Source organism: Microbacterium schleiferi, assembly GCF_038150145.1.
Taxonomy (GTDB): Bacteria; Actinomycetota; Actinomycetes; order Actinomycetales; family Microbacteriaceae; genus Microbacterium; species Microbacterium schleiferi_B.
The window spans coordinates 96,073-120,715 of the sequence record NZ_JBBWSA010000004.1; the positions used below are offsets into that span (position 1 = coordinate 96,073).

Annotated in this window: 21 protein-coding genes and 1 pseudogene; 4 read left to right on the forward strand and 18 right to left on the reverse strand. The window is 65.5% G+C overall.

Features of this window, described 5'->3' with window-relative positions:
- Positions 1-8: 8 nt before the first annotated feature.
- Both AADH62_RS05570 and AADH62_RS05575 read right to left on the reverse strand, forming a co-directional pair.
- Positions 9-842: an aldo/keto reductase gene (locus AADH62_RS05570; protein ID WP_341578642.1), complete on the reverse strand. Its 834-nt coding sequence runs from the start codon at positions 840-842 to the stop codon at positions 9-11.
- 38 nt (positions 843-880) lie between these two features.
- A complete protein-coding gene (locus AADH62_RS05575) occupies positions 881-1,738 on the reverse strand; it encodes a Cof-type HAD-IIB family hydrolase (protein ID WP_341578643.1) in 858 nt (285 codons plus the stop codon).
- Positions 1,739-1,800: 62 nt separating this feature from the next.
- Here AADH62_RS05575 and AADH62_RS05580 point away from each other — a divergent pair, with 62 nt between their 5' ends.
- Entirely contained in the window at positions 1,801-2,166 is a 366-nt protein-coding gene (locus tag AADH62_RS05580) for a DUF2834 domain-containing protein (protein ID WP_331792223.1), read from the forward strand.
- On the opposite strand, the gene AADH62_RS05585 is transcribed toward AADH62_RS05580, so the two are convergent.
- Positions 2,135-2,959, reverse strand: a complete 825-nt coding sequence (locus AADH62_RS05585) for a formate/nitrite transporter family protein (RefSeq protein ID WP_300590496.1) — start codon at positions 2,957-2,959, stop codon at positions 2,135-2,137. The two genes, AADH62_RS05580 and AADH62_RS05585, sit on opposite strands and share 32 nt — an antisense overlap.
- 69 nt (positions 2,960-3,028) lie before the next feature.
- A complete protein-coding gene (locus AADH62_RS05590; RefSeq protein ID WP_331792222.1) occupies positions 3,029-4,000 on the reverse strand; it encodes an NAD(P)-dependent alcohol dehydrogenase in 972 nt (323 codons plus the stop codon).
- A gap of 101 nt (positions 4,001-4,101) precedes the next feature.
- Between AADH62_RS05590 and AADH62_RS05595 the strand changes: the two genes are divergently transcribed.
- Entirely contained in the window at positions 4,102-4,767 is a 666-nt protein-coding gene (locus tag AADH62_RS05595; protein ID WP_331792221.1) for a TetR/AcrR family transcriptional regulator C-terminal domain-containing protein, read from the forward strand.
- On the opposite strand, the gene AADH62_RS05600 is transcribed toward AADH62_RS05595, so the two are convergent.
- The 7 genes from AADH62_RS05600 to AADH62_RS05630 form a co-directional block, all read right to left on the reverse strand.
- Entirely contained in the window at positions 4,761-5,807 is a 1,047-nt protein-coding gene (locus tag AADH62_RS05600; RefSeq protein WP_331792220.1) for an isopenicillin N synthase family dioxygenase, read from the reverse strand. The genes AADH62_RS05595 and AADH62_RS05600 overlap by 7 nt on opposite strands.
- Before the next feature lie 130 nt (positions 5,808-5,937).
- Positions 5,938-7,656, reverse strand: coding sequence for a long-chain-fatty-acid--CoA ligase (locus AADH62_RS05605; RefSeq protein ID WP_331792219.1), 1,719 nt, complete (start codon positions 7,654-7,656; stop codon positions 5,938-5,940).
- A 96-nt stretch (positions 7,657-7,752) separates the two neighbouring features.
- Positions 7,753-9,759 (reverse strand): acetoacetate--CoA ligase, encoded by a 2,007-nt coding sequence (locus AADH62_RS05610; RefSeq protein ID WP_341578644.1) that lies wholly within the window; start codon positions 9,757-9,759, stop codon positions 7,753-7,755.
- A complete protein-coding gene (locus AADH62_RS05615; RefSeq protein WP_331792217.1) occupies positions 9,756-10,655 on the reverse strand; it encodes an HAD-IIA family hydrolase in 900 nt (299 codons plus the stop codon). The genes AADH62_RS05610 and AADH62_RS05615 overlap by 4 nt, the downstream gene beginning before the upstream one ends.
- The gene (locus AADH62_RS05620) at positions 10,652-12,217 is read right to left on the reverse strand and encodes a pyruvate/oxaloacetate carboxyltransferase (RefSeq protein WP_341578645.1); all 1,566 of its coding nucleotides are present in this window, start codon (positions 12,215-12,217) and stop codon (positions 10,652-10,654) included. Before AADH62_RS05620 ends, AADH62_RS05615 begins: the two co-directional genes overlap by 4 nt.
- On the reverse strand, positions 12,214-13,581 hold the full coding sequence (locus AADH62_RS05625; RefSeq protein ID WP_341578646.1) for a biotin carboxylase N-terminal domain-containing protein: 1,368 nt from the start codon (positions 13,579-13,581) through the stop codon (positions 12,214-12,216). The genes AADH62_RS05620 and AADH62_RS05625 overlap by 4 nt, the downstream gene beginning before the upstream one ends.
- Positions 13,582-13,584: 3 nt before the next feature.
- Entirely contained in the window at positions 13,585-13,737 is a 153-nt protein-coding gene (locus AADH62_RS05630; protein WP_300591305.1) for an acetyl-CoA carboxylase biotin carboxyl carrier protein subunit, read from the reverse strand.
- Between the two features lie 26 nt (positions 13,738-13,763).
- On the opposite strand from AADH62_RS05630, the pseudogene AADH62_RS05635 reads away from it, so the two are divergent.
- Positions 13,764-13,988 (forward strand): annotated as a pseudogene (locus AADH62_RS05635) (aldehyde dehydrogenase family protein); the annotation flags it as partial.
- Positions 13,988-14,359 carry an HtaA domain-containing protein gene (locus tag AADH62_RS05640; protein ID WP_300591306.1) on the forward strand — a complete coding sequence of 124 codons (372 nt, stop codon included), beginning with the start codon at positions 13,988-13,990 and terminating at the stop codon, positions 14,357-14,359. The pseudogene AADH62_RS05635 and the gene AADH62_RS05640, both read left to right, overlap by 1 nt.
- A 51-nt stretch (positions 14,360-14,410) precedes the next feature.
- Here AADH62_RS05640 and AADH62_RS05645 read toward each other — a convergent pair whose 3' ends face one another.
- The 7 genes from AADH62_RS05645 to AADH62_RS05670 all read right to left on the reverse strand — a co-directional run bounded on the left by AADH62_RS05645 (position 14,411) and on the right by AADH62_RS05670 (position 24,617).
- A complete protein-coding gene (locus AADH62_RS05645) occupies positions 14,411-15,016 on the reverse strand; it encodes a DUF305 domain-containing protein (RefSeq protein WP_341578647.1) in 606 nt (201 codons plus the stop codon).
- A gap of 187 nt (positions 15,017-15,203) precedes the next feature.
- Complete coding sequence (locus AADH62_RS05650; RefSeq protein WP_341578648.1) at positions 15,204-16,409, reverse strand: reverse transcriptase family protein; 1,206 nt, start codon at positions 16,407-16,409, stop codon at positions 15,204-15,206.
- A gap of 130 nt (positions 16,410-16,539) precedes the next feature.
- A complete protein-coding gene (locus tag AADH62_RS05655; RefSeq protein ID WP_425355648.1) occupies positions 16,540-17,748 on the reverse strand; it encodes a phosphoribosyltransferase-like protein in 1,209 nt (402 codons plus the stop codon).
- Entirely contained in the window at positions 17,745-18,356 is a 612-nt protein-coding gene (locus tag AADH62_RS14570; RefSeq protein WP_425355649.1) for an ASCH domain-containing protein, read from the reverse strand. Before AADH62_RS14570 ends, AADH62_RS05655 begins: the two co-directional genes overlap by 4 nt.
- Positions 18,353-20,413, reverse strand: coding sequence for a hypothetical protein (locus tag AADH62_RS05660; protein WP_341578650.1), 2,061 nt, complete (start codon positions 20,411-20,413; stop codon positions 18,353-18,355). The genes AADH62_RS14570 and AADH62_RS05660 overlap by 4 nt, the downstream gene beginning before the upstream one ends.
- Complete coding sequence (locus AADH62_RS05665; RefSeq protein ID WP_341578651.1) at positions 20,413-23,550, reverse strand: type I restriction endonuclease subunit R; 3,138 nt, start codon at positions 23,548-23,550, stop codon at positions 20,413-20,415. The genes AADH62_RS05660 and AADH62_RS05665 overlap by 1 nt, the downstream gene beginning before the upstream one ends.
- A complete protein-coding gene (locus tag AADH62_RS05670; RefSeq protein WP_341578754.1) occupies positions 23,547-24,617 on the reverse strand; it encodes a restriction endonuclease subunit S in 1,071 nt (356 codons plus the stop codon). The genes AADH62_RS05665 and AADH62_RS05670 overlap by 4 nt, the downstream gene beginning before the upstream one ends.
- Positions 24,618-24,643: the final 26 nt, after the last annotated feature.

The following is a 24,643-nucleotide window of genomic DNA, read 5'->3' on the forward strand; positions in this document are numbered from 1 at the left end:
AGTCGCCGTCACATCTCTTCGTGCGTGTTCGGGTCGCCGCCCCAGAGCCGCCCGCGCTCAAGCGCCGAGATCGCGGCAACCTGATCGTCGGTGAGCGTGAATCCGAAGACATCGGCGTTCTCGCGTTGGCGACCGGCGTGAGCGGACTTGGGAATGGGCGTGGCGCCGACCTGCACGTGCCAGCGCAGCACGACCTGCGTGGGGCTGATGCCGAGTTCAGTCGCGAGGTCGCCGATCACCGGTTCGCTCAGCAGTTCGCTGCGGCGCGCGAGCGGGCTCCAGCTCTCGGTGCGGATGCCGTGAGTCGCGTGGTACGCGCGCAGCGATGCCTGCGGGAAGTAGGGGTGGAGCTCGACCTGATTCACGACGGGCATCACTCCCGTCTCGCCGTGCAGCCGATCGAGCATCGCCTCCGTGAAGTTCGACACTCCGATCGAGCGCACGAGTCCCTCAGCCCGCAGGTCGATCATCGCGCGCCACGTGTCGACATACTTGTCGACGCTGGGGTTCGGCCAGTGGATGAGATACAGGTCGATGCGGTCGAGCCCGAGGCGGTCGAGAGACTCGTGGGCGCTGCGGCGGGCCTCGTCGTACCCGTGGTCGCGCCCCGGGATCTTCGTCGTGACGATCAGTTCGTCGCGGTCCAGGCCGCTGCGCCGAACCGCCTCACCGACCTCGCCCTCGTTCTCGTAGTTCACTGCCGAATCCAGGAGGCGGTATCCCGCCTGGACGGCCGAGACGATGGCATCGGTGCCATCGTCCCCGCGGAGGCCATAAGTGCCGAAGCCCACCTCCGGGAAGCTCACGCCGTCGGCCAGGGTCACGGTGGGGATAGAGATCATGGGTCCAGCCTGCCCCGTGGCAGCCGCACGCGGGGCCGTCAGCCCAGAAGGCGCTCCAGGACGCGGATGACGCCGTGGTCGACGTTGGATGGCGCCCGGTAGCGGGCTGCTGCCGCGACATCCGGATGCGCATTGGCCATCGCGAACGAGAAGTCTGCGGCATCCATCATGTCGAGATCGTTGAGGTAGTCCCCGAACACGGCGGTCTGCTCGGGAGTGACGTTCAGGAGGTCCTGGATGGCGCGAAGCGCGGTGCCCTTGGAGGCTCCCCGGTTCATGACATCGACCCAGTGGTGTCCCGATACGACGACCTGGTGCGTCAGACGGTGTCGCTCCAGCGCGGGAGCCGTGTTCTTCTCGCCGTCCTCGACGTCGAAGACGGCGACTTTCAGGATCTCGTCCTCCACGGCGGTGAGGTCGGGGACATCGGTCAGGCGCGCGTAGTACTTCTCCGCCTGGCTGCGGAAGACGGCATCCGTTCGTTCGATATACGCCGAGCCCTTGCCGCACAGCACGACGCCGACGTCGTGGGTGAAGCCGCGGATGTCACCCAGAAGCTCTGCGACGAACGCGCGGTCCATGACATCGGCGCTGAGCTCCTCATCACCGCGCGTCACGAACGTGCCGTTCTCGGCAATGAAGACAAGATCGTCACCGTGCGTACCGAACTCCCGGCGCAGTGTGGCGTGCTGCCTGCCACTGGCGGGTGCGAACGCGATCCCCGCCGCGCGCAGGCGGTCGAGCATCGGCCACAGCGCCGGCGGCACCGCGCCTTCGCCGTCAAGCAAGGTGCCGTCCATATCGACAGCGATCAGACGAATCTCGCTCGCTCGGCCGGCAAGAGCGTCGAGGTCGACGGAAGGATCGGGGGAGCCGTGCGAGGAGTCATCGATCACTCATCCATCCTGCCTGAGGCGCGCACCTGGTCGGATGCTGAGCGAGCGGTCAGGATCGAGGCATGACCAGACACTGGAGCCCGCTCGCCATCACCTACCTCGTCCTGGCCCTCGCGGGGCTGGTGGGCACGTGGTTCTTCAACACCCTCGCGATCATCCAGCTGCGAGACTTCATCGGCGACCTCACCACCAGCGGCCCGGCTGTCTCGTCGATCACGGTCGACCTGCTCGTCGTCGCCGTCGCCGGGTGCGTGTTCATCGTCGCCGAGTCTCGCCGGCTCGGGATGCGCTTCGCGTGGCTCTACATCCTCGGTTCGGGGCTTACGGCCTTCGCCTTCACGTTCCCCCTGTTTCTGGCGATGCGCCAGCGTCGGATGACGCAGCTCGCGGCATCCGTCACACCGACGCCTGGGCCTCCTCGGGCCTGAGGGTCTGTACGGAGGGCCAGCGCGGCGCCCCGCCGATCACCCAGTAGGCAAGTCCCACGAACACCGCGCCGCCGACGAGATTGCCGAGGCCGACCCACAGCATGTTTGTGCCGAACGAGAGCCAGGTCGCGCTCGGGACTCCGGTCGCAAACCCCAGGGTGAAGGTCGTCATGTTTGCCACGACATGCTCGAAACCCGACGTGATGAACGCCAGAAGTGCCCAGAAGATCACCACGAACTTCGGACCGTCGGTGGTCGACCGCGCGACCATCCAGATCGCGAGGCACACGAGCACGTTGCACAGGATGCCGCGCACGAACAGCTCCAGAGGTGATTCGTGAGCCTTGGCATCCAGCATCACCTCGAGCATCGCGCCAGCAGCGGGATTGGCGTGCAGGACTCCCGACACCGCGACGAGCACCCCGAACAGTGCCGAGCCGAGGAGGTTCGCGACGAACGTGAAGCCGAGCGCGCCCGCGGCCGGGCCGGGTGCTGTCGCGCGCATGAGTGTTCCCTGCGTGAGCGTCATCATCGATGAGGTCACAAGCTCTGCCCCCGCGAAGACGACGAGGGTCAGTGCGACGCCGAACACCAAGCCGCTGACGAGCTTCGCCCAACCGCCGCTGGTTTCGACCAGCGGGCCTGCCGCATTGAGCATCAACACGACGGCGATGCCGACGTAGGCGCCGGCGAGCATCCCCGAGACGGTGAAGCGCAGCGGATGCCTCATCCCCTCGATCTTGTGGATCGCCGCATCGGCTTGGAGGTCGAGGGTCTCTTCGATCGTGCGCACACGGGCACGATACGCCTGTGGTCAGGCCACATGAAGGGCCGAAGGTCCCCGCTGAGGCCACCGCGGCCGTCAGGGTCGCACGACGATTTTTCCCGGGACGTGTCCACCCTCGAGCTCCGCGATCGCCGCGGGCACCTCCGTGAGTCCGACCTCTCGATGGATGATGCTGCGCAGGCTCCCCTCGCCGAGCATCGTCGCGAGGGTCGCGAGGTCTTCTCCCGACCACGTCGCGTTTACCATGACGACCCGCTCTCGGCGGAATCGACTCGTGATCAGTCCTCGAAAGATCCGTGTGGCAGGCCCGAGGAGCCACCCGTCGCCGGGGCCACCCACGAGGACAAGCGAGCCTCCCGGCGCGAGAAGGGATCGCAGATACGCGATTCGTGCTCCGCCGGCGATATCGAGAATGACGTCGAACCGCTCGTCGATGGCGTCGACCTCGCCCCGCGTGTAATCCAGAACGCGGTCCGCTCCCAGACCCTGGACCCACGAGGCGTTGCGCCCGCTGCAGCTTGCCACAACACGACCAGCACCGAGAGCGCGGGCGATCTGCACGGCGTAGTGCCCCACGCCACCCGCGGCGCCGAGGATCAGCACACCGGAGCCCGCCGTGATGAGCCCCTGGTTGCGCAGGGCCTGCAGCGCCGTCAGACCCGCAAGCGGCACAGCAGCCGCGGCTTCCAGCTCCACGCCATCGGGAATCCGCACGAGATACTCGGCGCGCGCGGTCGCCGACTCCGCCAGCGAGTTTCGCGCGACGCCGAACACGGGATCGCCCACTCGCAGATCAGCGACGTCATCCGCAACCTCGGTGACGATGCCGGCAACGTCTACGCCGAGTCCGGGATTGCGCGGATGGCGCCATCCGGATGTGGGGCGCATCAACCACGGCAGGCCGCGCATGTGATGCCACTCGAACGGGTTCAGCGATGAAGCCGCCACCCTCAGCCGAACGCGCCCCGCTTCCAGCGGCTCGTCATCGATGTCAGCGATCTCGAGCGTCTCCGGTCCGCCGTAGCGGGAGCGGCGAATAGCGAGCATGGTGGCCCTCCTGAGTCAAATCGATTCAGCCTTACACTGTATGGCTGGCGACCAGGCTAGTCTTACACCGTAAGTTCGTCAAGGTGCGGGAAGGTCGTCACATGACGAGATCCGACGGGGAGCCCGACGCGACTCGCCGACCGCTCAGCCGCGACAGCATCCTCGCCGCGGCGCTGGAACTCGTCGACGCCGAGGGGCTCGAATCGCTCACCATGCGGGCACTGGGTGCCCGGCTCGGCGTCGAGGCGATGTCGATCTACCACCACCTGCCATCGAAGCAAGCCGTCATTGACGGGATCGTTGATCTCGTCTGGGCCAAGGTCACCCTGACCGGCGACACGCGCGACTGGCGCACGGCTGTGCGTCGCACCGCCCGATCAGCGTTCACGACGCTGCTGCGCCACCCGTGGGCCAACCGGATTCGTGCGTCCAGCGGTGGTCCGGCACGGATGACCTACATCGACGCATCCCTCGGGCACCTGCGCAGCGCTGGTTTCACACCCGAACAGGCCTTTCATGCCCATCACGTGCTCGAGGCCTACATCCAGGGGTACGTCATCCAGGCCCTCGATTTCGCGCCGACGGATGCCGCCGCCGAGCGTGAACAACGCGACGCCGCCCTGGCCTACCTCGAACAGGTCGGACACACTCATCTCATCGAGCACGTGAACCTTCACGCCTCCGACCAGGGGTCGGGATTCGACTTTGGTCTGATGCTTCTGCTCGACGGTCTCGATGCGCGCCTCGAACGCTCACATCCTCAGTAGCGCTGGCTCGCGAGCACGCGCGCCGACTCCCGCGCGGCCGCCTCGTTGCGCACGCCCGCGCGCGACCCGGCGAGTTTTGCGGCGATGTGCTCGCCCACGGTGACCGACTCGTAGAGATCGGGATGCTCGGCATCCACGCACGAGGGCAGCGTTTCGATCAGGGCATCGACGTTCCCGTCGTGGAAGAAGGCAGCCGATCGGCGCCGCTCGATCGTGCCGTCGATCACGGGTGGCTTCACACGGTGAAGCGTCGACATCCACCGCTCGTTGGTCCACCGGGCCGTGACATCGCCAAGGTTGATCAGCAAGGCATCGTCGGCCGGCGACACGTCGTTCCACGAGCCGTCCGCGCCGAGCACCTGCAGACCCTTGACCTGATCGGCCCAGAGGATCGTCACGATCCCGTAGTCGGTGTGCTCGCCCATGCCGATGAGGTCGCCGTCGAGAGTCACATCGGTCCCAGGCGGCAGCGCGTAGTTGTTCATCCGCATGACATCCAGCGAGTGATCGGTGCGGGAGGCGAAGAACTCCGGGTCCAGCCCCAGTGCGTCGGCGAAGATCCGGGTCATGACCCGGGCGACGCGGGCAGCCTCGTCGAAGTAGGCTTCCACCTGCGTCTGGAACCCCTCGACGGCGGGCCAGAGGTTCTCTGCGTAGTCGGGCTGTGGGAGTTCTGCCATATGCGGGTAGGTCGCAGCGGATGCCCCGACGTTGAACGCCTCGAAGAAGTCGTTCATGCGGCTGGCCTGCTCGACGCCGAGACTGAGGCTTAGCGATTCGGACTTCGGCGGACTGTAACCGCGGTTGATCTGCGGCGGGGTTCGATAGGTCTTCTTCGCCTCCAGGTCGAGGGCGAAGAAGGCGTCCATCGCGTCGGTGAGGCCGCGGATGACGGGATCGGGGATGCCGTGGCCGGTGATCTGGATGAACCCGACTGTGCGGCACGCGTCGTCGATGCGGCGGGCGACCTCGGCCTTCGCCTCGGGCGTCCCGTCGGTCACGTACGCGGTGATGTCCACGAGGGGAACCTGGAATGTCATAGCAACTCCTTCTCGAGCCGCTTCACGCTTTCCATTCACCCGCCGGGTGCGGGCTTTCGCTTTCATGAGCGTCGCGCGCCACGATACGCGCGGTCGGTTTCACCCGCGTTACAGGGGCCGGGCGCTCGCCTCAGCTCCCCGTGAGGCTCTCGCGCACCGACCGGCGCAGGACCTTGCCGATCTGCGAGCGGGGCAGATCGGCCACCTCGACGATGCGCTTGGGAACCTTGTACGCAGCGAGATGCTGACGCGAGAAGTCGCGCAGTCCCGTGGAGTCGAAGTGGGCACCCTCGCGCAGTACGACGGCTGCCACGACATCCTCGCCACCCGAGGAACGCGGGATACCGACGACGGCTGCGGCATCGACATCCGGATGCAACACAAGCACCTGCTCGACCTCGCTCGGGCTGACGTTGTAGCCGCCCGTGATGATGAGCTCCTTCACGCGATCAATGACCGTGACGAAGCCGTCCTCGGCGACGGTCACGACGTCGCCGGTGCGCAGCCAGCCGCCCGGAAGCAGGGCAGCGGCTGTCTCCTCGGGACGCTCCCAGTAGCCCTGAAAGACCTGGGGTCCCCGAATGAGCAGCTCGCCAGCTTCGCCGATCGCACGATCGATGCTCGGGTTGTCGGGGTCGACCACGCGGATCTCGGTGCTCGGAAACGGAACCCCGACCGTGCCGGGGCGCCGCGTCGGACCGATGGGATTTCCGAGGGCAACCGGCGAGGACTCGGTCATGCCGTAGCCCTCGACGAGCAGGCCGTCACTGGCCTCCTCCCACCGCGTGACTGTCGGGATCGGCAGGCTCATTGCCCCTGAGATGGCAAAGCGGATGCTGTGCAGGTCGATCCGGCGATGGGCAGCCGCCCGGGCCAGGGCGTCGTAGACCGGTGGGACGGCGGGCAGGAACGTCGGCGGCGAGTGCTTCGCAGCGGTCACCACTGCGTCGACGTCGAACCGTGGGAACAACACGATGCGCGCCCCGATCGAGATGGCGAACGTCAGGCACAGAGTCAGGCCGTAGGCGTGGAACAGCGGAAGCACGGCGTAGAAGGTTTCGGCACCTTCTTTCAGGCCCGGCACCCACGCGCGACCTTGAGCGGCGTTCGAGCGCAGATTGCGGTGCGAGAGGATCGCAGCCTTCGGGGTTCCGGTCGTACCGCTGGTCAGCTGTAGCAGTGCGATGTCATCGAGCGCCGGCTTCGCGATCTTCTTCGGAAGACGACCGGCAGCCGTCAGCGTCTTCCACGCTACGAGCTTCTTTGCGGTCGGCTTCGCCGTCATCGCGGTGCGGGTCTCCCGCGCTGCGGGGACCGGGAGCCTCAGGGCGAGACGCTTGCCCAGGGGCAGCGCGTCCGGCATCCGTACCGAAACGATCGTGCGCGGCCTGACGTCTGAGGGCATCTCGGCGATCGTGTCGGCGACCTTATCCCACACGATCGCGGCGACCGCGCCATGCACCTCGAACTGGTGCCGCAGCTCGCGAGCCGTGTACAGCGGGTTGTGCTCGACGACGATGGCGCCCAGGCGCAGGATCGCGTAGAACGCCACGACGTGTTGCGGACAGTTCGGCAGCACGAGCGCCACCCGGTCACCCGCGAGGACCCCCTGCTTGCGCAGTCCGTTCGCGACCCGCTCGACCTGTTCGCCCAGCTCGCCGTAGGTGGTCGTTCTTCCGAAGAACTCCAGCGCCGCGTCCTTGCCGTAGCGGTCGACGGATGCCGAAAGCATGTCGACGAGCGTCTGGTCGACCGCGTCGATGTCTGCGGGCACACCCTCGGCGTAGGCGGCAAGCCACGGGCGGTGCGCCAGCGGCGAGGAGTGCTCGGACGGGTTCGGGATGCTCATCGTCTCGTTTCTGATCGGCAGCGCGCGCCAGTCTACGGAGGCCCGTACGTCCCGCGGGGCATACGTCGATACTGCGACGAAGCAGCGTCCCGGCTGCTACACCAGCAGGCCACGTTCGCGAGCGAACCGGGCGAACGGTTCGAGGGCGTGCGGGTCATCCAGCGACGACAGCGCCGCCAACTCAACGGGGTCACTCCCCTGCATCACGCGTTTCACGGGTACCTCGAGCTTTTTTCCCGTCTTGGTGTGCGGAATGGCGGAGACTACCGCGATGTGATCTGGCACGTGTCGGGGGGTCAGCGCCGAGCGCAGGGCGACAGTGATGCGGGCAACGCTCTGCTCCTCATCCCACGCAGCGCTTGCGGCTGGGGCGCCAGCGTCGGTCGCGGGAACAACGAACAGGACGAGCACACCCGGCCCACCGTCAGGATCCTCCAAGTGCACGACGAGACTGTCAGTCACGTCGGGAAGTTCCTCGACGACGCGGTAGAACTCGGCGGTACCGAGGCGCACGCCGCCCCGGTTGAGGGTGGCGTCTGATCGGCCGGCGATCACACAGCTGCCGCCCGGCGCGAAGCGCACCCAGTCGCCGTGCCGCCACACACCCGGATAGACGTCGAAGTATGTGTCGCGATAGCGGCTGCCGTCAGCGTCGCCCCAGAAGCCCACCGGCATCGATGGCATGGGGCGACGGATGACGAGCTCACCGAGGTCGTCGACGATGACCTCTCCGGCGGCGTCGAAAGCGACGGCATCCACACCGAGCGAGGCGCCGCTGATCTCCCCGAGCCACACGTCGTGCAGCGGCGAGCCTTGCACGATCGCCGAACAGACGTCGGTGCCTCCGCTGCCGACGTTCAAGACGACATCGTCACCGAACTGCTCGTGAATCCACACGAATCCTTCGGCCGCAAGCGGGCTGCCGGCCACGCCGATCTGCCGCACGGACGAGAGATCGTGATCGTGGGCAGGGGAAAGTCCCGCCGCCCGCGACGCGCTGATAAGTCCCGGGCTCGCGCCGACCAGCGTTGCCCGGGTCTGGGCGGCGAGGCGCCACTGCGCGTCGAGGTCGGGGTAGAGGGGGTTTCCGTCGATCAGCACCGCGGCGGCGCCGTGCAACAGGGTCGAGACGAGGGTGTTCCACATCATCCAGGCCGTCGTGCTGAACCACATCAGTCGATCGCCCGCCCGCAGGTCCCAGTGCAGCCCGAGAGTCTTCAGGTGCTCGAGCAGGATGCCGCCATGCCCGTGGACGATCGGCTTGGGTGCCCCTGTCGTACCCGACGAGAACAACACAAACAGCGGATGCGCGAACGGCACTGGCGCGAAGGTGAGCGGATCGTCCGCGGGCGCCGCGATCTCGTCCCACGCCATGTCTGCATCGACGGCAAAGTCACCGTATGGCACGCCGATCGTCTTCCTGACCGTCGGCAGCCCCGCACGGATCGCAGCGACGTCGGCCGACTTGTCGATCGGTTTGTCACCGAAACGATAGCCACCGACAACCAGCAGGATGTCGGGATCGAGCTGACCGAAGCGGTCGAGAACTGCCCGGGCTCCGAACTCGGGAGCACAGCTGGCCCAGATCGCTCCGAGGCTCGCGGTCGCAAGGAACGCCACCACGGTCTCGGGGATGTTGGGAAGGTACGCCACGACCCGATCGCCAGGTCCGACACCGAGTCGGTGCAGCCCCGCCCGCACCCGCCGGACCTGCTCGGCAAGGTCGCCGAAGCTCAGCGAGACGTCCTCGCGCGTCTGTGAGGTTGCGAAGATCGCGAGCGCATCGACATCGTGGCGCAGGCAGTGCTCGGCGTAGTTGAGCTCGGCACCCTCGAACCACGAGACGTCCGGCATCGGCCCGCCCGAAAGAACCGAGCGCGCAGGGGCGGATGCACGAACCCCGAAGAAGTCCCACACGCTCTGCCAGAAAGCCTCGAGCTCGTCGACCGACCACGCATGAAGTGACTGGACATCGTCGAAGCGCAGTCCACGTTCGGCAGCGAGCCAGCGCAGGTACTCTGCGATCACCGATCCATCGCGAGCAGCAGTCGAGGGGCGGTAGAGCACCTCGTGCGCGGGGGCGCGCTGGCCGGAGTCCGTCATCGCTTGAGACCGGTTGAGACCGGCATCCGCAGCTCGTCGGCATCCGTGAACAAGGCCGCGAGCTCGGTCATCGACTCGACCACGATCTCGGGCATCTCGTCGCCCGGGATGTCGGCGAGGCGCTCGCGGGTGGTCATCCCGGTGAGGACGATGCCCGCTACCGCCCCGCCACGACGGGCCATGCTGGCTTCGAGGTAGAGGTCATCTCCGAGCACAAGAGTGCTCTCGGTGGTCGTTCCCAGTGCCCAGCACACGGTCTCGAGCGCAAACGCCGACGGCTTTCCCAGCACCGTCCAGGGTTGCCCGGTCACGTGCGAAAGTCCTGCCACGATGAAGCCCGACAGTCCGACGTTCAGGCGGTCCTTGCTCGCAAAGGCCGGAGCATCCGAGGTGCAGTACAACGCCGCTCCGGCGAGGATCGCCTCGGCGGCGAACTGCAGCTTCGGTTTGGTGAAATCCGTGTCCCATCCCACCAGCACGGCGACAGCGCCCGATGCCGCGCCCGAGCGGTGCTCATCAGGGTCGATGAGGTTAATCCCGTGAGCCCGCAGCACCGGCACCACCCCGCCACCGCCGTAAGCGAGCACGGGTTGCTGGCCGTAGCGCTCGCGCAAGGTGCGGGCCGCGGCCACGGCTGGGGTGAGTACCTCCTCGTCGGCGACGCCGAGCCCCAGGTGACGCAGGTGCGCGGCGATCTCGGCGGGCGGCTGCGCAGTGCCGTTCGTGAAGACGCACACCCGGCGCCCGGATGCCCGCATCTGCGCGATCAGTTCGGCAGCCCCCGGGAGTGCTGAGCCTTCCTGGCCTGCGGGTCCGTCAGAGATCACCAGGCATCCGTCGACATCGAACATGACACCCTCAACGGCGGCGAGGCGGGAAAGAATCTCGGATGTCATCGCTCCTCCTGTGCGGGACGGTCCAGGGCGATGCGGGTCTCGCCGAACGCGATACGCAAAGACCTCCACCGGGGCAGGGTGTGCGCAGCAGCGATGAACGAGGCGACATCCGTCGGCGGTGGCCCCGCGGATGCTGGTACCCAGCGCGGTGCGGGACCCGCGGCATACATCGGATCGAGCTGCTCGGCGGGCATCACGATCGCCAGCAGCAGGTCTTCGTCAGCCAGCTCACGGCCGAGCCTCTCGGAGTGCAGCATCCGCAGCTCGTCAAGCGACGGTTCGGGGACGGGCCGGTCGAGTTCGGCTGCGCGGGGAAGATCCCGCACGCGCGTCTGGACGTCGGGGTCAATCTGCCCCTCGGGAGTGCCGAAGTGGCCGAGGACGAATCGCACGACCTCATCGGGGATGCGGCTATAGCGGTCTTGTCCGTTCTCTTCGGCCAGTACGTTCATGAGCGCTTGGCTGCCCACGAACTGACTGAAGGGCGTCACCATGATCGGGTACCCGAGGTCGGCGCGCACCCGCACGCACTCCTCCAGCACTCGGGGAAGCCGATCGGCCATCCCGATCTCACCGAGTTGGCGTCGCAGGGTCCCCATCATTCCTCCCGGAACCTGGTGGACGTGTGCCCCGAGATCGAACTCGCTCGGAGCCCCGGCCGCCAGGCCCTGCGAGCGCGCAATCGCCCACAGCGTCTGCGCGGCCCGGGCAGTGGCATCCCGGTCGACATCAACCTCGATGCCGACGGCGTCGAGGTTGGTCAGCAGGTGCTCCAGGCTTGGCTGGGCAGTGCCGTTGGAGAGAGGTCCAAGACCCGTGTGCAGCACATCGACATCCAGAGCTGCGGCGGTGACATACAGCTGGGACGCCGCCCCCGTCGTGGTGTGGCTGTGCAGCTCGAGGGGCTTGTGCACGACCTCCCGCAGCTGCGGCACGAGCTCTCGCACGCGCTCGACGGTGAGCAAGCCGCCGGGGTCCTTGAGGTACACGTGGTCGATCGCCGGCTCGGCCTGGTAGGCAGCCGCATTAGCGAGGTAGCGCTCATCGGTGTGCACCGGGCTCTCGGTGAAGACGACGCCGGCCACGATCTGCGTGAAGCCTTCGTCCTTGGCCCACTGCGCGACCCGGATGGTGGCGTCCCGGTCGTTCATCGGCTCGGCAATGTGCAGGCGCCGCACCCCGTGGGTGGCCATCATCCGCAGGGCAAGGCGCATCACCGGCTCGCTGGCCTTCTCCCACGACATGAAGCGCATCCCTGTCGTGATCGCCGACAACAGGGTTTCGGGGGCTGCCGCGCTGACCCGGTCCAGCCGCTCCCAGGGGTTCTCGTGGTGAAACTTCACCCCCATCGACAGGTGGGTGGAGCTGGTGAAATCAATCGCGGCAAGGTCCATCTGTGCCAGATCGACAGCCGCAGCTTCGGCCATGCCCGTCGTGATGCCGGTGGCCCCCCACAGACTCTGGTTGCCATCGCGCAAGGAAGTGTCGACGATGCGCACGGGCCCGCGGGTGCGGTTCCCGCCGAGCTGACTCAAGTGCGCGGCACGCGGATGCTGCGTCATCCGATCTTCTCCCTCATGCGCTCCCACTCCTGCCCGAACCAGGTGGTCGGCACCGGCCCCGCCCTGAAGTCCTCGTGGGCAAGGACCGCCTCGAGCATGGGGAGCGTGGTAGTCAGGCCCGCCACGCGCGTGTTGCGCACCGCGGCGAGCGCGCCATCGACCGCGGCGGCGCGGTCATGGGCACGCACGATGAGCTTGGCGGCGAGGCTGTCGTAGTAGGGCGGAAACTCGAACCCGGACTCGATCTGGGTGTCGATGCGGATGCCGGGGCCACGGGGCCACCGCACCTGGCCGATCCGTCCCGCGTTGGGTCGGAAGTCGGCGGCGGGGTCTTCGGCATTGATACGCACCTCGATCGCGACAGCCGGCGGCACTGCGGGGGGCACCGGCAACCCGGTGGGCAGCCCCAGCGCCAGCAGGAGTTGGGCTGCGACGAGGTCGACTCCGAAGGCTTCCTCGGTGACCGGGTGCTCGACCTGGATGCGAGCGTTGACTTCGAGAAAGACGACGTCGTCGCTGAGCGTGTCGACGAGAAACTCCACCGTGCCGGCGCCCCGGTAGCGCAGCGCTTCCACGAGCGCACGCGAGGCATCGTGCAGCACGCGGCGACGCTCGGCCGACAACCCGGGAGCAGGGCATTCCTCGATGAGCTTTTGATGGCGGCGCTGCACAGAGCAGTCGCGGTCACCGAAGATCAGCGCGCCACCCTCGCCGTCGCCGAAGACTTGCACCTCGACGTGCCTGGCAGAGCCGTAGTAGCGCTCCATATAGAGGTCGCCGTTACCGAAGGCTGCCGCAGCTTCCTGCGCGGCCTGGGGAGCAAGGGCGACGAGTTCGGCTTCGGTGGTGGCAAGGCGGATGCCGCGCCCCCCGCCCCCGTGAATGGCCTTGACCATGAGCGGATAGCCCACGTCGGCACCGAGAGCTGCGACATCGTGCACGTCGGTGATGACCCGGCCCTGAGAGACGGGGACCCCGGCTGCCACCGCCACGGCCCGGGCGCTGCCCTTGTCACCGACAGCGCGCAGGGTCTCGGGACGGGGGCCGGCAAAGGCGATCCCCTCTTCCTCGAGAAGCTCACACAGCCGCGGCTGTTCGCTGAGGAAGCCGTAACCGGGGTGGACCACATCGGCGCCGGCGTGGACAGCTGCCTGGGCGATGAGTTCGGGGCGAAGGTAGCTCTGCGCCGACGGAGCGGGGCCGATGACCAGCACGCGGTCGGCAGCCCGGGCCGCGAGCGACTGCGTGTCAGCAGCGCTGGCAGCCAGCACCGCCTCTGCTCCGATCCGCTGCGCTGCGGCGACGATGCGCGCGGCGATCTCGCCGCGGTTGGCGACAAGAACGACGGGCCGGTCAGTGCTCACAGCTCACGCCTCGAACCGCGCGAGGACCTGACCGAACTGCACCTGCGCGCCATCCTGCGCCTCGAACGCCGCGATCGTGCCGGCGGCGCCTGCCACGACCGGGTTCATGAGCTTCATGATCTCGATGATCCCGATGGTGGTGTCGGCTTCGACCACATCTCCGGGCTCGACGAAAGGCGGCGCACACACCTTTCGGGCTCGGCGGGATCGTTTTCGGTGCCGACGAGGACCGCGCGTTCGAGGTCGCGCGGCGCATCGACACCGGCTCGATCGGGGTGAACTTCTTCGCTTCCAACCACGCCGCCCCCTTCAGCGGGCGCCACGACTCCGGCCTCGGCGTGGAGTACGGGATCGAGGGCCTGCACGCCTACCTCAGCTACCAGTCCGTGCATCGGCGGGTGCGCTGATGCACGCGCTGCGGTGGGGCATCAAGAAGAGCCTGCACGAGTACGTGCGATCTGCCGAGGGCTCGATCGAGGTCGCTGACGGGGCGCGGCTCGACGGCGACGAGGTGATCTTTCCTGCGGACGACGGCGTCGAGGGCGCCTTCACCGGCTCCGTCCGCTTCCTCGCTCACGGCGGAATGATGGACTGGCGCCTGGCAGCCCCGCACCTCGAAGACGGCGGCTCGATTGTCACAATCGGCGGCCGCCGCGGCGCGCGCGTGCAGTTTGCGTCAGTCGAAGCCGGTGAGGTGAGTCTGACGCTGGACGGCGCCATCCTGCTCGGCAGCTTCTACGCCCCCGGCACCGCCCTAGACCCCCTCCGCGTAGAGTGACGCGGAGGGGGTCCTTCCAGAGCGAGGGCTTGCCGCTCTCAGCTCAGGCCGTCAGAGCTCGGCAAGCATGGCCCGCATGGTGGCGATCTCGGCAGTCTGAGCAACGATGATCGCCTCGGCGAGCTCCCTCACGTCGGGGCTGGATCCGCTGTCGAGTTCGTCCTGGGCCATGTCGATGGCACCCTCATGGTGGACGATCATCTGCTCGAGAAACAGACGCGATGCGTCAGGGCCGGAGGCCGCCGCCAGTGCCGACATGTCGTCGTCGCTCATCATTCCGTCGTCGTGGCCCATACCTGCCATTCCGCCGGCGCCGGGCATCTCCGCGCCCCACGCGGTGAGCCACCCCTCCATCGTGTCGATTTCGGGCTGCTGCGCGGCCTTGATGTTCTCTGCCAGCTCGCGCACGTCGGCATCGACCCCATCCTTGGCGAGGAGGGTGTCCGACATCTCGATGGCCTGCGCATGATGCGGGATCATCATCTGCACGAACATCACGTCCGTGGCATTGAACGCGAAAGCGGAAGCTGACGCGGAGGAAGGGGCGGTGCTGGCGCCCGGGCCGGAGCCGGTCACTGAAGCGCAGCCGGTGACGGCCAGAGCGAGGCTCAGCGCGATAGCGGTACTTGTTGCAGGACGATTCTTCATGATTGTCATCAGGGGTCTCCAAGGAGTGGGTCGTGAATGGCACCGGCCGGGGCCCGGCGGGTGTGCCGGTAAAGCGGCGAAAGAATCGCGCCGTGCTTGACGTGCTGCTCGAGTTTCACCGCATGCGATAGAGCTCCCTTCAGTCCGCCAGTTCCTCAGCGCAGGAGTTCCTCTTTGAGCTGCCGCCGATGTGAGGTCAGCTAGCCCGCCCGACCTTCGGGAGTCCTTCCAGATCGAGAATCTGGTGGAACCGTTGGCGCCAGGCCAGAGCTCGCTCTCGTTCGACGCCCAACGCGAACGCTATCCAGCCGTCCAGGTGATTGACGAATGAGAACACTGAGTCGAATCCGCGATGCGCGGCGTGGCGCGCCAATCCGTTCTCTTCACAACCCCGCAGGTGCACCTCGATGCGCCGTCGATGCTCTGGCAGTAGGCGAACCGAGCTGTCGACAAGCAACCCGAGCACAACCCTGCGCGCGCCAGGTGGCACGATCCGCGTCTTCGCTCGGTGTACGACAAAGCCGGCTTTCCGAACTAGACCAGCAATCTCGCCAACGAGGCTCTGGGCCTCAGCTCGCTGGAACGAAGTGCGGCCCGAGAACACCAGGTCGTCCGAATAGCGGGTGTATGTAAGGCGACGCGAAAGCGCAAGATTCTGCAGGAACATGTCAAGCCTCGCCGCAGCGGCGTTTGCAAGCACCCCGCTCGTCGGTCCGCCCTGCGGAAGCACGCCGACGCCTGCCACGGCGTAGCTCGGGATCACAGCGGTCTGGGCACGCCAGGACGCGGTGCGAGCGCCTTCTGCCCTAGTCGTGATCCGAGTGAGCTCAAATGCAAGAAGCTTGCGATACCCGAGCCGTCTGAACACCCGATAAACCGAGACCTCGTTCACTGTGCCGAAGAAGTCGTGAAGGTCCATCTTCACCATCCAGTTGGCACCCAAGTGCTGCGTCGCACACTGGACGATGGACGTTTCCCGTTCGTAGGCGTAGCTCGCCGGGTGGGAAGTCAACTTGTCGAGCACATGATCAAGAAGCCATCGTTGGACATCCATGAGGATTGGCTCCGGTGCTGAGATCGCCCGGACGCCGCCGGTCGTTTTGGGGACCGCGATCGAACGATAGGGATCCCTCGTGCGGCTTACAACCTCCCGGAGGTACGAGTAAGTCGCACCAGTCTCATGTGCCAAGTGGGCGAGGGAAAGTAGCGGATAGGCACCCGCTGCAGTCAACCGGGCAACCTCTGCGGTTGCCTTGTCCAGCGAGTCGGCCTCTATGCCAAGGTGACGACCTTGCTCGTAGTAGAGGTTCGGAGGGATCACGGCACTTACCTTTCGACCCGATAGGGTCCGCACGGTCTGGATGGAGAATCCCCGAGGCCCACGAGGGCAGGCATTCTCCATCCAGCCCTACGCGCAGCCTCTGATCGTCCTCCGACCGCAGTTAGCCGCGGTCTTCGAGCACGACGCGAAGGCCGTGCTCTAGCGAGCTGCCACGACGTGGCAGCTTCATCACTAAGCCCGTGATCCCCCCTCACCTCGTATACCGAGGGTAGTACGGCGAAGGATCTGGTGGCGTGAGCACTGATGCACCGCTGCGCGCCTTGCGACGCTGAGCGGCGAGCTCCCTCCGACCAGCGGACGTGATCGCTCGGCTTCCGTCGATCAGAGAAAGCCGCTCAAGCGACTCGATAACGTTGCGGATCGCTCGTAAATCGAGACCGAGCGCGAGGGCCAACTCCTCGTCAGAGCGTGGGAGCAACGCGAGCACGCCGACGAAGTTCTGCCAACGAGATTCGATATAGCCGTCGCGATGACGTGCTGCGAGCCGCAGCTGACCCGCCTCCTCGAGATGACCCGGAAGGTCAACGTCCGGTCGATGCTCGCCGATCTCGTCCGCCAAATCGACGGGCACTGACCGGCCGTCAAAGAAGGGCACCCACCGATCGGATCGCCGAATGAGGATCGCCGGGAGATTGTTGGGAACTGAGAACGAACTCGCGTACAAGCCAGCGCTACCTCGATGGCCGAGAGCGGGCCACACCTTTCCCCGCTTCGCGTACACGCGACAGACCTCTTCGGCTTTGCCCTCAGGCTCGGCTCGGCGCAACTCGTTGATCCCCGGAACGATCTCGATGACTTGAACATCATGGATTAGCTTGCTGGCGTCCAGTGTGCGCTTTCCAGCCAACGTCGCTGCGTACGCGACTACGACGATCTTCAACCACCCGAACGAGCACCAGCTCTTGATCGTGGTGTTGCGATACCAAGTCGCCACATAGTCCAGGACCTGCTGGCCAGAACCAACGTAGTCGGTGATGCAGACGAGGGTCCGCACCCCAGACTTGCGCATTTCGTCAAGCGTGAGCGGGGTCGGAGCTATCCATTCTGCGGCGCTTGAGCGGCGCAACTCGCCGATGAGTTGGGCGATAAGCGCCTCGCTACCTGGATTGTTGGCAAGCGGTTGCGCCGGATCAAAGTCAATGAATGCCGTTGCCCGCGAGTCGACTTCCGCTCCGGCGGGCCGGATGAGGTCTTCGTCCGATAGCACTGGGACGAGAGCCACCGGAAGTTGTTCCCCGTGCTCCGCAATGAAGCGCTCGACTGTGCGCCTTACGCCTGCGACCACATCGCCGCCGGGAATGAACCTCACTGCGTCAAGCAGAGCAATGGCCCCTGCGCGGTCATCTACTTCAAACTGATCCAACCAGTGGGCCGCTCGAGCGGTCATCGATAGCTTCATCGGACCATCCGACCGCGCATGACTGACGCGGCATTCCCCGCCAGCAATACTCCTGACGCACTCTCCCCCGCTCCTCGTGCGTCATGAGATGCGCCGGCTTGGAGTTCGATCGGCCTCCCGTTTCGCGGCCTCGCATGCGCATCATTCGGTCCTTGACCATCGGTACGCACCGGGAAGACCTCAGCACGGTTCGCTCGGGAGCGGATTGCCTCAACCTGATCCGCAGTCAGGTAGCGAAAGCTCTGCGGCGGTTCAAGTCCGAGGATCTCACGGAGGAGGCCGAGCGAGATCGGCCTGCTCCAGCTCTCTGGCGCCTCGACCTGGAGCACCGTCGACGCGTCCGCGCCCGCCAAGTAGTCTTCCAGCGCATGTTCATCGATGCCTATCTCCCCCGAGTAGGTCTCCCAGACCGCCTTAGGGTCAACCCGGATCGCACGCTTGAGCCGTACCGTCCCGAGAACCGCTCGCTCAGGCGAACTGGAGTACAGCACAACGGTGGTCCCTGTGGGGACCTGCGGGAACCTTCTTCGCACCTCAACGGTCTTGCGACCGTCCAGAATGGCGCGCGCGAAGCGGGGCTTGACCGATAGGAGAACTGCCCTGGTCATCGTTCAGACCCATCCTGCTGTAGATCAAGGATGTCGTCGAAGAGCCCCGGCTTGGCAGCTCGCATAGTAATCAGCGACGTGGTGATCTGGTGCTTCTTCAGGAGCTGGTTGAGCGTCCTCCGCCCAACTGGGCGAGAGAGCTCATGCGTGTCTTCGAACCGCAAGACGAGCACCTCACCATTGTGTGCACGCGCGCGAATCTCTCGCTCACGGAGGACGCCTAGAGCTCGATACTGTTCTACGGCGTCCTCAACACTCATGACGGCTGAGTCTACGACTCGCGAGAAGGCGGCTACCGCACGGATTGATCGCCGCTCGTGGGCGTGATCGTCTTTCGTCACGTACCAAAGCACGCGAGCCGGCAGCTGCCAGCGCTTGACCTTCGGGGCGGCGAAGTAGACGAACTCACGGGCAAGCCCCAGCGCCGGCTTCTCCCGAGCTTGCAGAAGCGTGTCGTTGAAGCCGATCAGCTCCCGCGCGAACCGGGGTTGAATCGGAACGATCCAGACAGGGACGTCGCGCCCCTGGATCACCTGCGGCCAGTTCCGGCGCTCATACGCGGCAACCTCCTCTGCGTTCACAACCGCCGCCACAGCCGACTCCTTCGGGAATCGTGCAAGCGACACACTCAGTGGCTCCCCCGCAAATCCGTCAGCCTTCAGCGCCTCACTCACCGTTGCGCCGATCGCTGGTTCCGCAATGGTGATCGTGCGTGCGCCCCGTGCGAGTGCTAGGGCGCGGATGTACCTAACCAGCTGGAAGGCAATTGTCGCGCCAAGCCGTCCTCGACCGACACGAACGGTCGAAACGGACAACGTCTCGTCTGCCACCTCAGTTCCGAGAAGAGCCCATCGTCGCCCGCGCTCATCAACGAGTTCCTCGATTCGAGCTACGGCGGGATGTGCGAGGGCCGCCTGTAGTTGCTTGCGGAAAGCCGTGCCCTTCTCCGCTGTAGTGGAGTCGAGGAACGCCTCTTCGAGTTCGCGTGTCACGTCAGCGACGTGCACCCATCGCAGCCCGACCGACTCGAGCTGCTCCGAACGGAACGTAGAGATCGCAACCGGCGGCATGAAGCGCTGAATCACCTCAACCGGACGAACGACCTCGATGCCGTGCTCCGCGAAAGCCCACCCGTGCGTCGCGTCCAGGAGGTTCTGGTCGCGTGTGACGAAGTAGTCAGCGCCCGCCAGGATCGCATCCGCCAGATGCTTCGCGTCGTCGCGCAAGCTCGGATCCTTCTGCACGAGCTCACGGGGCATCCGCGCGATCAACTCCTCTGCGGTGTCTCGCATTGAGTCATCCCGCCGCAGCGAAACGAGCGCGGCTATTCCACTCTGAACTCGTTGACGTTCAATGGGCGGCTGGAGATTGTTGAGGTCGACCCCCACTTCGGGCGACACAGCCAAGTCGACAAGGTCATCAAGCCAATCTGCCGAAATACCCATCGACTCCTGGCGGTCGGGTCGCTCCAAGGCTTCGGACGAGTACAGGTCGATTACGACGTTTGAGTCGAGCACCGCCAGAGCTCGTGATGAGTCATTGAGTGCACTCTCGAGAAGGTCGAGCTGGCCGATCCGGCGCATCCAGATTGTTAGCGTCGAGCCAGCGGCTGCCCTCCCTCGGCGTTGACCGACGGGAGTCATGTCCAGGGACCGCCAGAAGCCGTCGATGCCATAGTCAGAACGACAATGCGCGGTCATGATCGCGCGCGCCGGGTTTGCTTCTGTGGCCGCGACGGTCATTGCTCTCGCCAAGCCGTAGCCCCGTGCGTCGCTACTCACGCAGACATGGACCAGCTTGAGGGTCTGATGCCGAGGAGTGCTGTAGAGCAGATACCCGCGAACTGCGCCATCGACGACCCCCAGCAGCAGGTGCGCGCGCTTGCCCGCCTCGCGAAACGCAGAAAACGGCAGATGCCCCAATGTCGCCTTGTTGGACCGGTGAAGCTCGACGACCTTCTGAAACTCGTCCTCAGCGTTTGGTGACGACGGATCCCACGGGCGCACCTCAACCTGGTGGCGAATTGGTGACCGCACATCCACTCGACCACTCGCCATCATGAGTCCGCGCTATTGCTCGCAAACAGCTCCGCTTGTTCAAGCACCAGCTCGACAGCTTTCGCCTCTGCGTCCGGCGGATAGTCGTAGCGGGCGAGAAGGCGTCTCACTTTGGAGCGCATCGCTGCGCGGACGCTCTCCTTCTGGTCCCAATCGATAACCACGCTTGACCGCACCGCCCAGACGAGATCGACCGCGATCTTCTTCAGCGTTTCATCGCCCATCTGCAGCACTGCGGCGTCGTTCTGAGCGATCGCGTCGTAGAGGGCAACCTCGGCCGCGGACAGACCCAAGCGCTCATTGCGCTTCGCGTCGTCCCGCATCTGCTTGGCGAGCTTCACCAGCTCCGCGATGACCTCCGCCGTCGTGAGGGATCGATTCGTGTAGCGATTAATCGCCTCGTCGAGGAGCTCGGAGAACTTCCGCGCCTGCACCAGGTTGGTGCGCTGTACGGTGCGGATCTGGTCGTTGAGTAGGCGCCGCAGCAGCCCCATCTGGAGGTTCGGCTTCTCCTTGTCGGCCAGTGAGTCGAGGAACTCGTCGCTGAGGATCGACAGCTCTGGGGTATCGACGCCGGCCAACTTATAGATGTCGACGACCTGGTCGGCGGCGACCGCCTCGTTGAGGAGCTGACCAAGTGCAGTGTCGATCTCGACGGCTCCGGAGCCACCGCGTCCGGAATCGGGGTTCTGAATCTTGAGGATGGCTGCGCGCACGTCGGTGAAGAGGCGCACGTCGTTGCGGATCGCAGCAGCTTCGTCGCGGGCGCCAGCGAGGGCGAACGCCTTGGCGAGCGCGAGCACCTGATCGTTGAAGCGAGCCGTGCGGTCGGGGTCAGCCATGACGAAGTCGAGCACCTTGGCGTACTCGGCCAGGCGCTGGGACGCCGAGAGCGTCGGCGACGAATCATATTCGACGCCGTGCAGTAGCCCGCGGATGATGTCGTGCTTTTCCAGCATGACCGAGACCATCTCGTCGATGGGCACGCCGGCCTGGTCGCGGTCGGAAGGCGAGTACTCAGCGAGCGCCGCTTGCAGGTTCGAGAAGACTCCGATGTAGTCGACGATGAGTCCGCCCGGCTTATCACGGAAGGTGCGGTTGACCCGGGCGATGGCCTGCATCAGTCCGGCGCCCTGCATCGTCTTGTCGACGTACATCGTGTGCATGCTCGGCGCGTCGAAGCCGGTGAGCCACATGTCCCGCACGATCACCAGCTCGAGCTCGTCGTCCGGGTTCTTGGCGCGGAGCTTCAGATCTTTGCGGACGTCCTTGGAGTGGATGTGCGGCTGGAACTCGGCAGGGTCTGCGGCTGAGCCGGTCATGACGACCTTGATCTTGCCCTTGGCTGGGTCGTCGGAGTGCCAGTCCGGTCGAAGGGCCACGATCTTCTCGTAGAGGCGCACGGCGATGCGGCGACTCATCGTGACGATCATGGCTTTCCCGAACAGCGCCTCGCGCCGCTTCCCCCAGTGGCCCACGATGTCCTGGGCGATGAGGTCGAGGCGAGAGTCCGCGCCGACGATCGCCTCCAGCCTGGACCAGCGGGACTTCGCAGTAGTGGCCGCGTCTTCTTCGACGGTCTCGGTGATCTCCTCGGCCAGCTCGTCCAGCGCTTCGAGGTCGGCGTCGGACAGGTCGACTTTGGCGAGGCGCGACTCGTAGAAGATCTTGACCGTCGCGCCGTCCTCGACGGCCCGAGTGAGGTCGTAGACGTCGATGTAGTCGCCGAACACTGAGCGCGTGCTCTTATCGCCGGACTCGATCGGCGTACCGGTGAAGCCGAGATAGGTCGCACCAGGCAGCGCATCGCGCATGTGCTTCGCGAGACCAGCCTTGAGACGCCCCTGGCGGTCGAGATATTCCCCGAAGCCGTACTGACTACGGTGCGCCTCGTCAGCCACGACAACGACGTTGCGGCGGTCGGTGAGCACAGGGTTTGCGTCGCCGTCCTCGCCGGGTGCGAACTTCTGCAGGGTCGTGAAGACGATGCCGCCGGAGGCGCGCTTCAACTTGGCGCGCAGGTCGGAACGCGTCGCCGCCTGCACCGGCGTCTCCGGCAAGATGCGAGCGGGAGCGAAGGTTTCCCCGAATAGCTGATCGTCGAGGTCGTTGCGGTCGGTGATGAACACCAGCGTCGGATTGGCCATCCGAGGATCGCGCATAATCTTTGCGGCGTAGAACACCATCTCGAAGCTCTTGCCCGAGCCCTGGGTGTGCCAGACGACACCGCCTCGACGGTCACCGTCGGGTCGGGACGCTTGCATCGTGTGCTCCACGGCAGCGTTCACCGCCCAGTACTGGTGGTACTTCGCCACGCGCTTGACGAGCGCTCGGGTCGGCTGCTTGGTGGCCTTGTCAGTCGTGGTCTCGTCGCTGAACACAATGAAGTTCTGGAGCAGGTCCAGGAAGCGCTTCGGCTCGAAAACCCCCTTCAGGAGCACCTCGAGTGCTGGGCGGTTGCTCACTACTTCGCGGCCCTCGATAGTCTTCCATGGCGCGTAGTGCTCGAACGCACCCGTATAGCTGCTCATTGCCGCCGACGTACCGTCGGAGATGAGCGTCACCGCGTTCGGGACGAAGACCGACGGGATGTCCCTGCGGTACGTCTGCACCTGATTCCACGCCGACCTAAGTGTCGCGTGCTCGGCAGCCGGATTCTTGAGCTCCAGAAGCGCGAGCGGCATCCCGTTAACCAGCACCAGCATGTCGGGCCGGCGATGCTTGCCATTCTCGACGATCGTGAACTGGTTGACCGCCACCCAGTCGTTGTTATCAGGCTGATCGAAGTGCACCAGCCACAGACGCGTCGTGCGCAGCATCCCGTCCGCGTCGCGGTGCTCGACCGGCACGCCCTCCCTGATGAGCTGATGCAGTCGGTAGTTCTCGTCGATCGGGCTCTGCGACTCGGCGCGCCGCACTCGCTTGATTGCCTCGTCGATCAGCTCCGGAGACGTACCAGGGTTGATCCGCCGGATCGCGTCGCGCAGCCGTCCCCAGAGGAAAACGTCCTCATAGGACTCGCGCTCTGCGCCGGCCTCCCCGGGCGCGATGTCCGGGCCGTGGATCGTACGGTAGCCCAACTCCGCGAAGTACTCGAGCGCCGCCAACTCGACAACGTTCTCGTTGAACGCGCTCACGAGCCGACCTCCATCTTGTACTCATCGGCCACGCGAACCCGACCTGACAGAAGTTCCGGAAGCAAGGTGTCACGGGTCCGCCGCAGAACGGCTCCTTCCTCTTGCAATGCGCGGGATCTCGTCCGGAGAGTGGTGGCAACGCGAGAGTACTCATCAAGTCCAACGCGGCCTGGTGCGGGGATCATGATCGACGCAAAGTCATCGAACCTAAGCGCTTGCCGCACGGAACCCGAGGAGAGCGCATCGATCTGTGCTCTTGTCTGCGGGGCTCGGAGCGCAGACCGAAGCCATTGACGCCACGACGGTTCAACCTCCGCAACCACGTAGACCGGACTTACAGCGCCAGTCACTCCTTCTTCATTAATCCCGATGGATCCGATGTTCGCACGTGATGGGTTGTAGGCAATCGCCTCTTCGGGGACGACCAAGTAAGACGCGAGCGACTTTGAGTAAACCTGTTTGTTGAAGACATCGTCCGAACGCTTCAAGTGTCCCGTTGAGACGGCAGAAAGGACGACGGGAACGCTCGTCTCGCTACCTGAGGTTCCAACTCGTTGCCTCACCTGGACCGCGATGCTTCCGATGGTGACCGACTCGGAATGTGCTGCCACCCTCTCGTACTGTGCCGCCAGGAGCTCCTCAATCGTCAGGAGTCGACGCGCAATCGACTCGAGCATGCGATCGATGGCACCGAGCACCTCCGAGATAGCACGTTGATCGCGAAGCCCCGGAAGGTTTGAGATCGGAAAAGACTTCACGTCAGCCACATTCAGGTGGGGAACGGTCGACCCTTCGGCGAGCTGAACAAGCCGACTCTGTTGTGTGGGACTCGTCAAGAAGTAATAAAGAAACTCTGGGTCCACAACCTCGGGATCGGGTCGCATGAGAACGGTTCGTTGCCCTGGTGCCACATTACGCGTATCCGGAACCCGTACCACCGGGCCCACTGGGGCCTCGCGGGCTAGTAGTAGGTCGCCGGCTCGCGGCAACAGACGTCGAGTCCACGCACTAAACGTCGCTTCGGAGATTCGGCGAGCTTGCGAGAAGTCGATGTGGTTGCCGCGCATCGCCGGTGTTCCCACCGCAAAGTAGT